The organism is Chryseobacterium capnotolerans (assembly GCF_021278965.1).
GTDB classification, from domain to species: domain Bacteria; phylum Bacteroidota; class Bacteroidia; order Flavobacteriales; family Weeksellaceae; genus Chryseobacterium; species Chryseobacterium capnotolerans.
The window spans coordinates 4,429,029-4,445,192 of the sequence record NZ_CP065589.1 but is presented as its reverse complement, the minus strand read 5'-3'; the positions used below and the strand labels follow the sequence as shown (position 1 = coordinate 4,445,192).

General features: G+C 34.9%; 12 protein-coding genes and 1 pseudogene. 4 read left to right on the top strand and 9 right to left on the bottom strand.

Annotated features, from left to right (window positions below):
• Positions 1 to 7 precede the first annotated feature (7 nt).
• Both H5J24_RS21370 and H5J24_RS21365 read left to right on the top strand, forming a co-directional pair.
• Positions 8 to 2,944, top strand: a complete 2,937-nt coding sequence (locus H5J24_RS21370) for a SusC/RagA family TonB-linked outer membrane protein (RefSeq protein WP_068940409.1) — start codon at positions 8 to 10, stop codon at positions 2,942 to 2,944.
• A 17-nt stretch (positions 2,945 to 2,961) separates the two neighbouring features.
• Positions 2,962 to 4,455 (top strand): RagB/SusD family nutrient uptake outer membrane protein, encoded by a 1,494-nt coding sequence (locus H5J24_RS21365; protein ID WP_068940408.1) that lies wholly within the window; start codon positions 2,962 to 2,964, stop codon positions 4,453 to 4,455.
• Positions 4,456 to 4,948: 493 nt separating this feature from the next.
• Here H5J24_RS21365 and H5J24_RS21360 read toward each other — a convergent pair whose 3' ends face one another.
• Positions 4,949 to 5,353: a hypothetical protein gene (locus H5J24_RS21360; protein WP_068940407.1), complete on the bottom strand. Its 405-nt coding sequence runs from the start codon at positions 5,351 to 5,353 to the stop codon at positions 4,949 to 4,951.
• 287 nt (positions 5,354 to 5,640) lie between these two features.
• On the opposite strand from H5J24_RS21360, the gene H5J24_RS21355 reads away from it, so the two are divergent.
• On the top strand, positions 5,641 to 6,366 hold the full coding sequence (locus tag H5J24_RS21355) for a RagB/SusD family nutrient uptake outer membrane protein (protein WP_228407575.1): 726 nt from the start codon (positions 5,641 to 5,643) through the stop codon (positions 6,364 to 6,366).
• Between the two features lie 304 nt (positions 6,367 to 6,670).
• Here the strand turns inward: H5J24_RS21355 and H5J24_RS21350 are convergent, their stop codons facing one another.
• From H5J24_RS21350 to H5J24_RS21315, 8 genes and pseudogenes are all read right to left on the bottom strand, one after another.
• Positions 6,671 to 7,132: a hypothetical protein gene (locus H5J24_RS21350; protein ID WP_068940406.1), complete on the bottom strand. Its 462-nt coding sequence runs from the start codon at positions 7,130 to 7,132 to the stop codon at positions 6,671 to 6,673.
• 5 nt (positions 7,133 to 7,137) lie between these two features.
• Positions 7,138 to 11,193, bottom strand: coding sequence for an RHS repeat-associated core domain-containing protein (locus H5J24_RS21345; RefSeq protein WP_232815845.1), 4,056 nt, complete (start codon positions 11,191 to 11,193; stop codon positions 7,138 to 7,140).
• Positions 11,114 to 13,051 carry an FG-GAP repeat domain-containing protein gene (locus H5J24_RS21340; RefSeq protein WP_232815844.1) on the bottom strand — a complete coding sequence of 646 codons (1,938 nt, stop codon included), beginning with the start codon at positions 13,049 to 13,051 and terminating at the stop codon, positions 11,114 to 11,116. The genes H5J24_RS21345 and H5J24_RS21340 overlap by 80 nt, the downstream gene beginning before the upstream one ends.
• Before the next feature lie 15 nt (positions 13,052 to 13,066).
• Positions 13,067 to 13,582, bottom strand: a pseudogene (locus H5J24_RS21335) (SpvB/TcaC N-terminal domain-containing protein); the annotation flags it as partial.
• Positions 13,583 to 13,699: 117 nt separating this feature from the next.
• Positions 13,700 to 13,921, bottom strand: a complete 222-nt coding sequence (locus H5J24_RS21330) for a hypothetical protein (RefSeq protein ID WP_232815843.1) — start codon at positions 13,919 to 13,921, stop codon at positions 13,700 to 13,702.
• Positions 13,922 to 13,968: 47 nt separating this feature from the next.
• Positions 13,969 to 14,445, bottom strand: a complete 477-nt coding sequence (locus H5J24_RS21325; protein ID WP_068940395.1) for a T9SS type A sorting domain-containing protein — start codon at positions 14,443 to 14,445, stop codon at positions 13,969 to 13,971.
• A 5-nt stretch (positions 14,446 to 14,450) separates the two neighbouring features.
• On the bottom strand, positions 14,451 to 14,945 hold the full coding sequence (locus tag H5J24_RS21320) for a hypothetical protein (RefSeq protein ID WP_232815842.1): 495 nt from the start codon (positions 14,943 to 14,945) through the stop codon (positions 14,451 to 14,453).
• On the bottom strand, positions 14,917 to 15,414 hold the full coding sequence (locus H5J24_RS21315; protein ID WP_232815841.1) for a hypothetical protein: 498 nt from the start codon (positions 15,412 to 15,414) through the stop codon (positions 14,917 to 14,919). The genes H5J24_RS21320 and H5J24_RS21315 overlap by 29 nt, the downstream gene beginning before the upstream one ends.
• A 348-nt stretch (positions 15,415 to 15,762) precedes the next feature.
• On the opposite strand from H5J24_RS21315, the gene H5J24_RS21310 reads away from it, so the two are divergent.
• Complete coding sequence (locus H5J24_RS21310) at positions 15,763 to 16,086, top strand: DUF6660 family protein (RefSeq protein ID WP_068940392.1); 324 nt, start codon at positions 15,763 to 15,765, stop codon at positions 16,084 to 16,086.
• The last annotated feature ends 78 nt before the right edge of the window (positions 16,087 to 16,164 follow it).

Below are 16,164 nucleotides of genomic sequence, written 5' to 3'. Positions count from 1 at the left end.
ATTGATTATGATTAATAAAAATTTATTTAATTCTAAAGTTTGGATTCCACCAGTTGCAGTATTTTTCTTGGGAATAGTAAGTGTAAGTGCACAGAATTCCAAACCGAAAAAAGATACACTTAAAGAAAAAGAAATTGATGAAGTAGTGGTAGTAGCTTATGGGAAGGCTAAAAGAAACAGCTATACCGGTTCAGTCGCAACTATTTCCAGTGACAAAATCAATAACAGACCCGTTACTAATGTAACAAAGGCATTAGAAGGACAGGTTCCGGGAATTCAGGTTACCGGTGCTTCAGGACAGCCTGGAGCAACATCTACAATCAGAATTAGAGGAGTAGGTTCAGTAAGTGCTTCCAGTGAGCCTTTGTATGTTGTGGATGGAATTCCTTTTGACGGAAATATCAATGCTATCAGCCCTAACGATATAGAATCTATCAGTGTTCTGAAAGATGCTACAGCAAGTGCTTTGTATGGTTCCAGAGGAGCGAATGGAATCATTATTATTACCACAAAGTCGGGTAAAAAAGGAGAAGCAAGAGTAAATCTTAATATCAGCCAGGGGTTCTCAGGCCGAGCGGTAAAAGATTATGAGCAGGTGAATACGGATCAGTATTTCCAATTATATTGGGAGGCAATGAGAAACGGATATCAATCAGGTTCAATATCTGCGCAGCAGGCAGCCCAAATGGCAACAGATAATATTATTTCTAATTTAGGAGTTAATCCTTATGGAGCTAATTATCCAAAACCTATAGGAACTGACGGTAAATTATTACCTGGAGCTAAAGCTTTATGGAATGATGACTGGAGGGACATTTTGCAGAGAGTGGCTTCCAGAAACCAGGTAGACCTTGATATCAGTGGTGGAAGTGAAAAAAGTAATTATTTCTTTTCATTAGGATATCTGGATGATAAAGGAATGGCGATTGAATCCGGATTTAAAAGATATAATACAAGATTAAAGCTCAATTCTGAAGTTAAAAGCTGGCTGAATGTTGGAGTAAACTTAAGCTATACCAACAGTATTCAACAGGCTCCAAGTTCTTCAGATTCTAAAGCTAGCAATGTTATTCAGGCTGCAAGAGTAGTTCCGTCTTTCTATCCTTATTATGAAAGAAATCCTGATGGATCTTATGTACTGGATGGAGAAGGAAACAGAGTGTATGATTTTGGAAAATACAGACCTGCTGTAGCACTTCCGAATCAGAACTTAGCCGCAAGTTTACCATTGGATAAAAATGAAAATAAGATCGATAACTTCTCAGGAAAAGGATTTGCGGAATTAACGTTCCTTCCTGAATTGAAGTTTAGATCAAGCTTTTCCGTTGACATGGTTAATTATAATGAGCATTATTATACGAATCCTCTTCTTGGTCAGTCAAAAGAGACTGGAGGTTCTGTTTCGAAGTTAAACAGCAGAACACTTTCTTATACAACCAGTAATATTCTGACCTATGATAAGAGATTTGGAAAACACCATATTAACGTATTGGGAGGCCATGAATTTTACAAATACGATTATCAGGTTATTTCAGGGAGCAGACAAGGTTTTTCATTACCTAATTATTATGAACCTGATGCAGCCTCTTTATTGGTAAATTTTGGTGGAAACAGTGATAAATTAAGTTTATTAAGTTTCCTTGGAAAGGTAGAGTATGATTTTGATAATAAATATTTCTTATCCGCATCCACAAGGGCGGACAGCTCTTCAAGATTTTCAAAAGAAAACAGATGGGGTACATTCTGGTCAGTAGGAGGATCCTGGAAACTCTCAAGTGAAGAGTTTATCAGAAACCTGAACTTCTTTAACGCGTTGACATTACGTGCAAGCTATGGAGGGCAAGGAAATGATAAATTACAGAAACCAAACGGTTCACCGCTGTATTATGCATATCCTGAATTATATAGAGATTATGCCCTTGCCGGTGAGCCAGGGAAAACATTGGAAAAAGTAGGAACTCCTAATCTGAAATGGGAAACCAACCTGAACCTTAACTTAGGGCTTGAGTTTGCGATTCTTAATAACAGAATTAAGGGTAATGTGGAGTATTTTGAAAGAAAAAGTAAGGATCTTTTGTTTAACGTGCCGGTAGCTCCGTCTTTAGGAATCAGTGATTATCCTGCGAATGTAGGGACTATTAAGAATTCCGGGTTTGAGATTTCATTGTTTACAACCCCTATAAAAACCAGTGATTTCCAGTGGAATGTAGATGTTAACCTGAGCACCCTAACGAATAAAATCACTAAACTGCCAAAAGGACCTCTTGCAGTAGGATCCACCAAGCAACTGAATGAAGGAGGTTCTGTATATGATTTCTTTATTCAGGAATGGGTAGGGGTAGATCCAAGTAATGGTAAACCATTGTGGAAGACAATTACTAAAGATGCTAACGGAAATTTGGTGGAAGGAACAACATCGGAGTATGGTAAGGCTACAAAAATATTACAGGGTTCTGCTTTACCTAAATTAACAGGGGGAGTAAGTACAAGTATGACGTATAAGAATTTTGATTTCTCAGCATTACTAACTTTCAAGATTGGAGGGAAAATTCTTGATACAGATTACACTTCACTTTTACACAGCGGAAACTCTGGTGGACGTGCCTGGGGTGTGGAAATGCTGAACAGATGGACTCCTGAAAATCCTTACACAGATGTTCCTGCTTTAAACACCAAAACCAATAACTGGAATTCAATGTCTACAAGATTCCTTTATTCAGGAACGTATGCAAGACTTAAGAATGTGAGCTTAGGATATACGTTGCCATCAGATTATTTTGAAACTATCGGATTGAAGAAGTTCAGAATTTATGTTCAGGCAGAGAACCTTCTGACATTCTATAAACATAAAGGAATGGATCCTGAGCAGGCGCTGGATGGAACAACGTATTACAGATATCCGGCGATGAGAACGATCACTTTTGGTCTTCAGGCAACATTCTAACTTTTAAAATTTGAACAATGAAAAATTTAAAATATTTATCTTTTGCTTTATTAGGATTATGGTCGCTTACAAGCTGTGAAAGTGAAATGGATACGGCTCCTACAGATCAGGCCACCAGCGTGGAAGTTTTCAAAACTGCAGAAAGTGCTGAAACAGTGATCAACGGAACCTGGGCAAAATTCAATAATGACGGGACTACCTTTGCAAATATCGGATACTCAACTGTTTTAAGAGCAAGTGATGCAATGGGGAGCGATGTAGCTGTACTAACCAACAAATATGGTTTCTCATCTACCTATGATTTTACAGAAATGGTGAATAATACGGTAGGCCGTCCTTCGTTTATCTGGACCATGTTGTATTCTACCATCAATAATATGAATAATGTTATTGCTAAAATTGATGCTACGGAAGGCACTCAAGTCAAAAAAGATCAGGTAAAAGGCCAGGCAAAAGCATTACGTGCATTCTGTTACCTGAATATTGCCAGCTTTTATCAATTCAGTTATCTTAAAGACAAATCTGCTTTAACGGCTCCTATTTATACGGAACCTTCAACAACAAGCAGTGTTCCAAAGAAAAAATCCAGTTTGGAAGATATTTATACTTTAATTAAAAGTGATCTTACAGATGCTGATAATTTACTGAAGAACTACACAAGAAATAAAAAAGATAAGATCAACCGTAACGTGGTCAACGGAATCTTAGCAAGAGTATATCTGAATACTGGAGAATGGAGTAAAGCTGTAGCAGCGGCAAAAACAGCAAGAGAAGGTTTTGCTCTGATGACTCCGGAAAAATATAAAGAAGGCTTTAATGACATTAATAATGGGGAATGGATCTGGGGACATGCACAGACTCAGGAGATGTCAGATGCAAGTTATGCTTTCCATTATCTGGATGTATCTTCTTCAGGAAGCTATTATTACAGCTTTATGGCAGACCCTTATTTTCAAAAGCTGTTTGATGCGAATGATATCAGATCCCAATTATTCTCATGGGATGGTCTTCCGGCCAGAGAAGGGTTGTTGAGATATGCTAAATTCAAGTTCAAGTCTACTCTTATTGCAGATATTGTCTATATGAGAGCGGCTGAAATGTACCTGATTGAAGCAGAATCAGAAGCAAGAAATGGAAATCCAGCTCAGGCAGTAGCTGTTTTAAATCAATTAAGAGCAGCCAGAAATGCGGATGCTTATACAGGATCATTGGCGCAAAATGATGTGGTAAAGGAAGTATTAATTGAAAGAAGAAAAGAATTATTTGGAGAAGGATTCTCGCTTTCAGATATTATCAGAACGCAGGGAACAGTGGAAAGAAAGCCATTTGTAGATGCGGAAGGAAAACCAATTAAAGTTCAGATAACAACGCCTAATGGAACCGTAAAAACAGTGGATGGTAAAGGTCATAGTGTGTTTGATCTTCCGAATAAGACTCCGTTTGTTCCGAACAGTCCATATTATTTATTCAGTATTCCACTGAAGGAAATTGAAAATAATCCCAATCTATAATCACAGTCCATATTAGATTTGATTTTTTAGCCACCGCATTTGCGGTGGTTTTTTTATATAAAATGGCTGCCTTAAAATAAGGCAGCCATTTATCATTGTATCAATAAAAATGTTCTGTTTGTATTGAATCTTTATATACTTTGAGAAAAGGTAATATAACATCATTTCATCAAAAAAACTGCTTTCTGACGTCTCCCGACTTAGAAAATGTTTATAAAATTACTTTTATTTATTGGTTTAAAGTTTGAGAATTTTGCGATGTTTTTCTTATCTATTTGAATTTTAATTAGTTACTAGTATTTGTTTTTTTATGTAAGCCCATTTGTTTTTACGCCGTTCAAAAAAATAAACATCTGTTTTGCCTCCATTTCTTTCTTCGTTAATGTTATTTTCTTTTACTAAAATAAAAGCTTTTTCTTTTTTAGGATCAATATAAAAATTTGTAAAAATTAATTCAACGTATGGCCTTTTTCTATTTTTTTCTATTGTATTTTCAAGTTTTATTTTTTTTTGCTAAAATCTCATCTGAAAGTTCTTTAATCTCAAATGAAATATACTTTGTATGTTCATCAATCTTAAATCCATTATCATTGATTAGATCGAAATAATCTTGTTTGCAATTTTCTATTACATTTAATCCTTCTATTTCATCTATACTTTCACAATTCTCAATAAAAAAATTACTTTTGCCAACTTTACTTAAAACAAAAATCGGATATTTTTGTTTGTTTGCATTTTTATAAGGAGAGTGATATAAATTTGAAATAAAATAAATAATATTTTTATTAATTATTTCTCTTCCTATATCCTCTGACTTTTGTTCTTTATTACATGAAAAAATAATAAGAAATAAGAAAAAAAGACTAAAATTTCCATTTAAATTTAACAGACATTTCATACGCATTGCTTTTATTAATTGTAGTACCAAAAGTATTTTCTTCCCCCATGCTTGCGCGAGCGTCTAGCTCGTGCCTTCAATCCCAAATTAACATTTATTTCTAACACCTCTTGATTTTCTGCTCATATTTTAAAAATAGAGAAAATAGTTGTAATGTAAAAACGAAACCCTTGCAATGATGAGGGTTTTATTTTTATTCTTGACACGAGCTAGAAGCTCGCGCTAGCGAGGGAGAGTGGAGCAAGGCTGCAGCAGCGGCAAAAACAGCAAGAGAAGGTTTTGCTCTGATGACTCCGGAAAAATATAAAGAAGGCTTTAATGACATTAATAATGGGGAATGGATCTGGGGACATGCACAGACTCAGGAGATGTCCGATGCTAGCCATGCTTTCCATTATCTGGATGTGTCTTCATCAGGAAGCTATTATTACAGTTTTATGGCAGACCCTTATTTTCAAAAACTGTTTGATGCCAATGATATCAGATCTCAATTATTCTCATGGGATGGTCTTCCGGCAAGAGAAGGGTTGTTGAGATATGTTAAATTCAAGTTCAAATCTACCCTTATTGCAGACATTGTCTATATGAGAGCGGCTGAAATGTACCTGATTGAAGCTGAGTCAGAAGCAAGAAATGGAAATCCTGCTCAGGCTGTAGCTGTTTTAAATCAGTTAAGAGCTGCGAGAAATGCTAATGCTTATACAGGATCATTGGCGCAAAATGATGTGGTAAAGGAAGTATTAATTGAAAGAAGAAAAGAATTATTTGGAGAAGGATTCTCGCTTTCAGATATTATCAGAGCGCAGGGAACAGTGGAAAGAAAGCCATTTGTAGATGCGGAAGGAAAACCAATTAAAGTTCAGATAACAACGCCTAATGGAACCGTAAAAACAGTGGATGGTAAAGGTCATAGTGTGTTTGATCTTCCGAATAAGACTCCGTTTGTTCCGAACAGTCCATATTATTTATTCAGTATTCCACTGAAGGAGATTGAAAATAATCCCAATCTATAATCACAGTCCATATTAGATTTGATTTTTTTAGCCACCGCTTTTGCGGTGGTTTTTTTATATAAAATGGCTGCCTTAAAAATAAGGCAGCCATTTATCATTGTATCAATAAAAATGCTCTGTTTGTATTGAACCATATGCTTTGAGAAAAGATGATACAAACATCACTTTCGTCAAAGAACCCAGCTCTCTGGCGTCTCCCGACTTTGGATAACGTTTATAAAATTACTTTTATTTATTGGCTCAAAGTCTGGAGACTTTGCGCAACGGGGTTTCCCGAATATTTTCATGACTTTATTTCATAAATCTATTTTTTTATAAATTCCCAATAAAATGCCTTTTTATATTCTGGTTTAGACTCTAAGAATAGCCTCAAGGCTATACTGAGTTTAATAAATTGTTCTTTTTGTATTTCATTCTCTATACATTTTGGGGGATATTTTTCATTCTCAAAATAGAAATTTGATGTAAGCACTACCTTTTCATTTTGATAATTTTTACATTCTCCAAAAACAAAATCACCAAACTCTTTTCTTAATTTCCATAGATCAGATTTCTCTTTTTCTGTTATGGGGATAATGACTTTTTCTTCCAAAGGAGTTGAGTAGAGGCCGCATCTTACTCTATAATAAATTCCTGTTTTACTGTCATAAGATTCTATTTTGGATATAAAATCATCTCTTTTTACTATTTCTTCATAGTAGAAATCTTTATGCTGTGAAAATGCTAGACAAGGCAATAAAAATTTTAATAAAATTAATTTTTTCATAGTAATCACTTTTTATAATACATAAACCTTTGAAATACTGGAAGTATTTTTTTATAAGTATCATCCACTAAGCTTCTTAATACATTTGGTAATCTATAATATTGAACGATGTTAAGTTCTTCAAAATCAGTAAACAATGTTGAAGGCCTGCTGCCATAGTTCAACAAATTATATTTAGCATATACATGCTCTAATTGGCTTATTGCAAAGTGTTGGGTTGTATCCAATGTATTGTATGTAATATTATACTTTTTTCTATCTATTGAAGAATCTATTAAACCTAAAGCATTTCCATATGCGTGTCCAGTTTCATGTACCATACTTAAAGCAAGAAGAGACCTGTTTTGTGCCGCAATAGGAGAATAAACAATATCAGAGGTTCCTGTTATAAAATTCTTTGGTGTAGTATAAGCATACTGTTGCCCATTACCAGGGTTTAAGTAACCTTCCAAATCTACATTTTTTGTTGCTAATTGATCTGTACCAACACCAAATTTTTGAAGTTCTTCTTTTGTAAAATTAACAGATCTCATGGTATTTATATTTTCTTGCATTGTTTCATTACTTACAGATGGATCATAAGTGAAATCACTACTATTAGTTACATTATCCTTAGAAAAATATTTTGTATTATAACTTCCACTAGAAAAATAATTCGCTGTGTAACTTACAGCCGCTACACCACCTCCAATCACAGCACCTTTCCAAACTCCCTCAAGAAAATTCTGTCCTGTAATTAATGCGGTAACCCCTCCTGTTCCTGCACCTGTTAGAGCGCCATTTGCAACAGTATTCAACAAACCACCAGCACTAAAGACCTCTCCCAAGCCTGCTGAAACTGCTCCTGTAGCAGCTCCCATTAAAATAGATTTTGCAAAGCCTCCCAATGAAAAGTTATTGTTGATGGTTGCCTGTAAGATGTAGATTCCCATGCTTATAGCAGCACCAATAATAGCACCAGACAAGACGGTAGCCGCAAACCAGCCAATTCCTATTCCTACTAAAAAGGGAAGGACCTCACCACTAGGATCATTATACATCAAAGGATTATTTACAGCATATCCATATTTATTATAAATTTGGGTATTGGTAGGATCCTGAATGTTTTCATCCGCATTTAAGAACCTTCTTAATAATGGATCATACAATCTGCCGTTCATGTGGATGATGCCTACTTCCATAAAATGCTCATGGGAAGTATATCCCCTGTCAATAATAAGATTCTTCGCCGCATTCAGAATGGCAATCCGGTCTGTCATAATTACTCCATTTCCAATCTGCAGGTGAGTGAAATTACCCCAGGCATCAAAATGTCTTTGTTCGAGTTTATTTCCAGTTTCATCACTGATAGCGAGAATACTTCCGATATAATCTTTATGCAAAAATCTATAAGAACCGTTGCTCTGCGTAAAGTCTTTTAAATATACGATATTACTTTCATAAGGTGTCCCGCCAATGTAAAGAATATGTTTTTCCTGGCCAGTGGTATTATTTTTTATCACCTCAAAACTACCATCTTCACTATAAAACTTGGTGAACTGACCTTCCTGATCGCCACCGAAATTTCCACCGTATGTCACTTGCTGCCTCATGGCTGTTAATCCGTACTGGAAAGCAACATCACCTTTTTCACCATCAATAAATACCGGGTCGTTATTTTCATTATAGGAAATGCTCTGGATGAGATCATTACTATAATTCTGGGTTCCTGCTGCATTTAAAGTCATCCCTGTAGGCTGGTAGATCTTTGCAGAATTTTGAAACTTAATGGTTCCTATCTGGTCGTTTTCAAGGATTCTTCCTTTGGCATCATAAACATTACGGTTGGGTTGAGGTTTCATTCCTGTTACAGGATCAGTCCAGTTTACCAGTCTGTTATTATCATCATAATCAAAAGATTCATTAATGTTAAAATCACCTCCAGTACTTCTGCTTTTCAATTCATTCCTGATCGCATCAAAAGAGTAGGAAAGCTGAAGGATACCGGATTTTGCCTGTGAAGAATGATTGACACTACTTAAGAAGCCATTGCCATCGTAATTGTTAGTGATTTGTGCAGCTCCTAATTTAGCATTCATTACCTGACCTTTGGCATTAGTTTCATTAAGTTCCCATAAAATTTTACCTGAACTTTTGTCTTTTACCTGATATAATTCTCCATTCCATGTACTGTAGCTATTTTCAATCTGTACTTTAGTGAGTACACCTGAAGAGTATAGCTGTTTTTCATAGGAAATTACTCTTGCTTTATCATCATAGGTAATCCCTTTTTGTATAAAGTACTTTCCATTACTGCTTTCTGATGAAGACAATACTCTTCCCTGAGGATCGTAAGAAATATTGGAGCTGTACCCTTTTCCTTTGGAGTTACCAGTCTTTGAAATCACTCTTCCTTTATTGTCGTATACAAAAGAAATTGTTTTATTGGTAGTGCTGCCTCCATCTGTGGTTGAAAATTCCTTTTGTGAGATAAGTTGTCCCAGATTATTATAGGAATATTCCTTGGTACCTTTCGGGCTTATTGTTTTCGTCGGTTGTCCGAAGCCATTATATTCATATTGATATAATCCGTTGGAGGGATCATTAAATTTTGATTTTCGTCCCCATGCATCGTATTCGGTGGTGACAATATTTTCAGCATACTGTGCTTTGATCTGCTCCCCAGCAGCATTATAGGAGAATTGTATGTTTCCTCCTTTATCCATACTGGTGATCACATTTCCTAGAGCATCAGTAGTTTTTGTATTCAGTCTTCCATAGCCATTATTCTCTTTTACTGAAGTTGTGTTGCCCGATACAGAAGATTCAATTTCTTTTCCAGTGAATGAAGTGATTAATCCATCGTTATTAATTTTCGCCAGGCCTTTGGTGATAACTCTAGCCGGATATACACTATCATCATATATGTTGAAATTCCATTGTATATCATTGGGAATATTATCATTTATCTCAAAATAAGGTTCTGATTCACGTACTTTTCTTCCTAATTTATCATATACCGAGTATACTACAATATATTTGTTCTGATCGAATGCTTTTGTAACATTTTTATATTCTTGTCCTAGTCTATTGGTGTATTTTTTTGAAATATTACCATCGGGATCATATTGTGTAATACTTATATTGGAATTATTATCTTTTGCATATTCATAAGTTGTTGTTCCACTCAGATTAGTTTTAGAAGTGAGAAGTTTACCCCAGTTATCATAAGTGTTTTCCAGAATGTTTCCCAAAGAATTTGTTTGCTTTTTTATCTGCCCCCAATCGCTATATTCAGTATTGCTTTCCATCCCAAGGTTATCAATTTGCTTTATGACAAATCTTCCTTTAGGATCATACACGGTTTTTGCTATCTGGGTTTTGGAATCCATACTATTTGAAGTAAGCTTTTGAATGGTATTTCCAAATCCGTCATACTCATAAGATTCAATTAAATAGCCTGTGTTATCCCTATTCCATGTTTTCAGGGTTTTTAAAATATTGTTTTCATAGGTATATTCTTCTTTAGAAGATTTGGTATCACCATAAGCTTGTACTACATCTGTTTTAGATTTTGGACGGCCGATATAATATTCAGTCCCGGCACCGGATGGATTATGAATGTATTCGAACGTAGAGGTAGTAGTAGCATATCCATTGTTAACATTGGATACGCTCTGAACCGGAAGATAGTAATTTCCATAGGTAATCGTACTTTTTGTTAGAGCACCTGTTAGGAAGTTTTTAGTTAAGGTACTTATAGGAATAACTACTTTTACTATTTTTGGCTTATCTACATCTGCGACTGAATTTACAATCTGCCCATTGATAAGTTGATCAGTGCGGTATAATGTAGATTTAAAACTCAATAACTGACTATTGTTTTCAGAAATATCATCTGGAAAAATTTTGTTTTCGTCATTGGTTCTGATTGACCATTCTTTAACGGGAACCCCTTCGTTTAATGGATCAATTTCTGCACCTCCCCATATTTTTGTATTTTCAAATCCATCTGAATACCAGGAAGAACGAGCACTTTGATGATAACCTATTATCCCTTTTCCTTGCATATGGCCAGTCATCCCCCCTGTATCTGAAATCCTGTTTCCTACCTTCTTGTCTCAGCTGAGATACGGCATAAGACTGATCTGACCTGCTGAGTGAGAAATAAGGATAGTATTCTTTTTTGTTTGTTTTTTTATAAAAATTAGAATTAATAGTATTGTCAGGGATAACTTCTAAATAATCTACATAGGTAGTAATATCACCTTGATTGATACTTTTAATTTGTGATAATTCTGCCAAAGCAGTCTGCGCTTTATATTTGTGTACTACGGAATTTTTAAACAAAAAGATATCATAGTAGTTGTTATTAGATTTGATAGGAATACTTATAGGTTGAAATAAGCCATAATCTCCGCCTGGAACAGTTTTAAGAGGTCCTGTTATATTTGAACCCGGAATAAAATTTATTCCACCATTAGCCTGCATTGTTTTAATTTCATACTGTAAGCTTCTATATTGTGCATTTCCATTACCACCTACATATCCGGATTTACTTTTAGAATAGATGAAAGTAATGTCAGATTTTCCATCTTTATTAATATCCGATATGGAATAAAAATGATGATCGATTAAAGACCAGGAGTTGTTAGGATCAGAAGGCTTTCTGTACTTTAAAAAGTTCTTTTTTAACACGGCCTCAAATCCTTTTTCTGTTCCTATGTAGAATCTCCAGTTATCTGCATCCTGCGTATCTGTTACAGGGAAGGTAAAATCAAGATTTCCATCTCCATTAAAGTCACCAAACATAATGGATGATTCAGGAGCTTTACCTTCTTTTAAATTACCTGAGAATTTAATTTTCTTTGTATACTGATTAGGTGTAGTTTTGACAAATTCAAATACAGTATATGTACTGTTAGATACATTGATAATATCAACTATCCCGTCACGATTAACATCTGTATATCTTTGATCTGTATATAGATCTTCATTAATACCTGAATCAATGATATAATTTAAAACAGGATTATTAGCATTTTTCAAATCTACGATAAAGTTTCCGGCAGGCGAATCATAGCATTTATAACCTTCCGGAGGTAAACTGCTGTGGGGATCATTGATTATCTCTAAATAACAATCTGTTCTTTTTAGAGATAATAATGCATCACTTATTCCGTCTCCATTAATATCTCCTTCATTTAGAGTTGCTTCAATATTACAGGTATGTGAAGAGTCTAATTTATTACATGGTGAAGTGTTATATACTTGTTTTTCAAACACTTTAACAAAAGAATTGTTTCTGAAAATATAACCAACAACCTTACCATTTTCATATTGAATAATTCCATTTCCATTGTAGACTTGTCCCTCTTCATCTATTAATGTATTAACAACTTTAGCATCAGTATTAAAAACTTTCCCTGTTGCAACATCTGAGTAGGCATCATTAAAGGCTCCGAGTTTTACTATTCCATTAAGCATAATAAAATCCAGATAAGAATCTCCATTAAAATCACCGGTGAACCTGATATTATTAAAATCATCATTATTATAAGGTAGAATACCAGAGTCTATTTGAGGCCCCACAAAATTAGGATATGAGAATACAATAGGATTAGCAGCCTCACCTTCAGTGTTAGATTCTATGATTTTGTCTACAAATTGATAATTGGTATTGTTTTTTATATAGTTGACAGTATACTTTTTAAACAGATTTCCATTTGAACTTACTTTGATTTCTGATAAAATATTACTTTGGTCATATTCAAGCCCTTGTACATAAGATTGCTCTATAAAATCTCTGTTGATATAGGTAAATTCAATTGTATTAAAATGAGGTTTATTTAAAGCTTCATTTCCTCCCCAGGAAATTGTAGATATTCGGGAGACTCCACCTCTTGGACTTCTGAATCCCCATTCCTCTGTAGGTGGCATGATATTATCATAAGCATAACGATAGGTAATATAATTTCCCTGGGCATCTTTCCATTTGGTAATGTTATAGTCAAGTGTAGGTGTACCTTCTGGTTCAGGTTTTAAGGCATCTGAAAACGTTTTTTGATATATAGCTTGAGTTCCGTCTTCAAAAGTTACTTCCCAATAATCTGGGCCGGAAATTCCAAGGCTATTTCCTACAGATCGGATTTTAGCATTAGAATATTTTTCTGCATAATACTCTGCTCCGTCTTTACCATATTGTCCGGATTTTAGAATTAACCGCTGCCCATTAAAACTGTAATAATCAGACTCAGTTATCTGCGCTTTTTTTGATTCTCCATCCTTTTCTACATTTCTTCCGGTTCTTGAAATAGATGTAACTCCTACAATATTCCAGCCGTATCCTGCTAGCCCATTACCGGAGCCGCTAACGTAGCTAAGACTTACCTGTGGAGCTATATTTTTTATTCCAGGAGGTAAGGCGATCGGTAGGTTAAATTGTAGCTGACCTGCTCCACTTACTTCTATATTTCCTTTAGTATTGTGAAATTTCTTTTCTGAAGTGACTGATGTACCGCTTGGATTGTTGATTCCTGCTTGTGAATTTGTCGGTCCTCCCCCGGATTTTCCGTAGCAGGACCAATTTTAGCCAAAAACGTATTGGATGTCTCCGATTTGGCATGGAATCCTTGTGTCATAATCACTGTCTGCGGATCCTGAACGGTCCGGGACGTGGTTTCTTGCTGATACAATATGGTCTGTGAAAAGCCCAATACTGAACACAAGGATAATATCAATGATGAAAATAATTTCATTGTTGTATTTGTTGTTTTTATAAATGATAGGTAGAAAGAATGTTGAATGCAAAAAGGATAAACTTGTAAATCATTCAATCTTTAAACCTGCTTTTTATTTTATCTTTTGGTTACATTTCTGCTAAAGATTCTTCCGTCTTTTAAAGTAAATCTCAGAATGTATACTCCCCAGTCATATCCAGTCATATTGATTTTTACCTGACGGTTTAAATCAGGGGCATTTTGCTGTTGAAATTTCCAGTGAGTAGTACTATGTTGATACAATGAAATAGATTCAATAAGTCCATCTACTTCTTCAGTCCAGTCTATAGTAAGAAAATCGTTGACAGGAACCGGATACAATCTGATGTTTTTCAGAAATGTTTTTTCATCCATTTGAGGTTCTTGTTTTGTAATAACAGTTTTTGCTGCCTCAACTTCTTGTTTTGCGAGTTCTTCAGGTGCTTTTTTAGCAGCAGCATTTGTTCCTCTGTAGCGTTGGTTTCCAGCTTCGTCATATTTAAAATAGACTTCTGTCTGAGAATACCCCAGAAAACCAATCAATAGAGAAAATGCAGAAAATAATTTTCTTTTCATAATCGTTATTTTTGACTTGATAAAAGATTTTGAACTTGCTGTTCCAGTTTTTCAATTTTATTGGATTGAGATTTCAGCTGTTTGTTTTGTTCAATAGAATAAAGTGTTAATTCTTCTATTTTTTCCAAAAGTTTTGCATTCATTTCTGCTACATTAATCCCATTTTTCAACACTTCATCAGCTGATGGAATATTAGGAAGGTGTCCATTTTGGGCAATGTGTTTCTCTACTTCATCCAAAGATTGTAATTGGTAATCTTTTTTGAAGACATAATCCGCCCAAACGTTAGCTTTTACTTCAACTTCTTTAGCATGAATCTTTCCATCGAATTTGGCAATCCCGTTATTAAGAAATTTGATCCATGTTCCACGGTAGGCATCCTGAAAGCCTACATAAGAGCTCCCATCATTAGCATTATTAGGCTGAGCTATGATAATATTATGGGTCTTTCCCAGGTTTCTTAAAACAGTATCACCAGTCTGTCCCCCCATAGCAGCCATCACATCCTGCTTTAGCAAGCTGGAAGACTCCAAATGAGTTAGACACCTCCATCATGACATTATCTTTATCATATAATCTTAATGTAGCCGCGGAGTTTGTATTAGGATCATCATTACCAATTTTCACTTTTCCATCACTGGTTTGTGTTATCAATTTGCTCCAGCTTCCCCATTGAGGATCTGTTGATAAAGCATTTCGATAAAAGATACCTCCGTTATTAAAATTAAGTTGATGGCGTTTGTCTCCAGAATTGTCATACCAAGGAGCAATTGTTAACATTCCGGAATAGTTTCCTGTTCCTGGAACACCTACGATGTCTCTGGTTTTAAATTCTGCCTTCACTTCATGATTGTAGGCAGAAGGTAAATCATTGATACTTCTAGTATCATGAACTACTAATCCTGCTGCATTTTGTGCATAGATAAGACTTGAAGTTACCATTCCGGCAGCCAATAATATTCGTTTCATATATTAGAAAATAAAGTTGTTTTTGAATTTGAATGGAAGTATTTCCGATAAACTTTGAATTGTTTCATCATTTTTGATCATGGTTGTTTTTTTTTGCAAATATAATGAGTGCTTATCTGAGATCAAATTTAATGTGCTGTTATTGTGTGTTTTATGTTTTTTTTTAGAATCGTTGATTATTTTGATTGATACCATTAATAAGTATGGCATTTTTTTTGAAAATAAATAACAAATTGGTGATAAATATGATTTTTGGAAAACCTATAAATATGAAAGAGGAATGATTTTTGTCATCTTTAAAACTTTAACGATTCACCCATTTTAGAAAAAAGCTTTACCTTTGTCACAATGAACCTGTTAAGATGGATACTGGCAATTTATTTCATGGCGTTATCACTGATGCCATGTGAAGATGTGTCTCACCCATTAAATTCAGGAAACAAAAGTATTTCTTTAAGTATTTCCGAGAGCCATTCTACAGACCAAGGAGATATCTGCTCGCCATTGTGTGCCTGCAGCTGTTGTCAGATGACGGTTTCAGCATTTAAAATAGATCCCTTATTGGAAGTTCCTGAACAGGTTCCTGCTTATTTTTCAAAGAAGATCTTATTTCATAAAAACGACTTTGCCTACCAGATATATGATCCTATCTGGCAGCCTCCCAAGATTTAATTTTATTGATTGTTAGAAAGTTATGCTTTCTAAGCCTACTTGAAACTTTGCAATACCATTGCAGAGGTTTTCAGGATA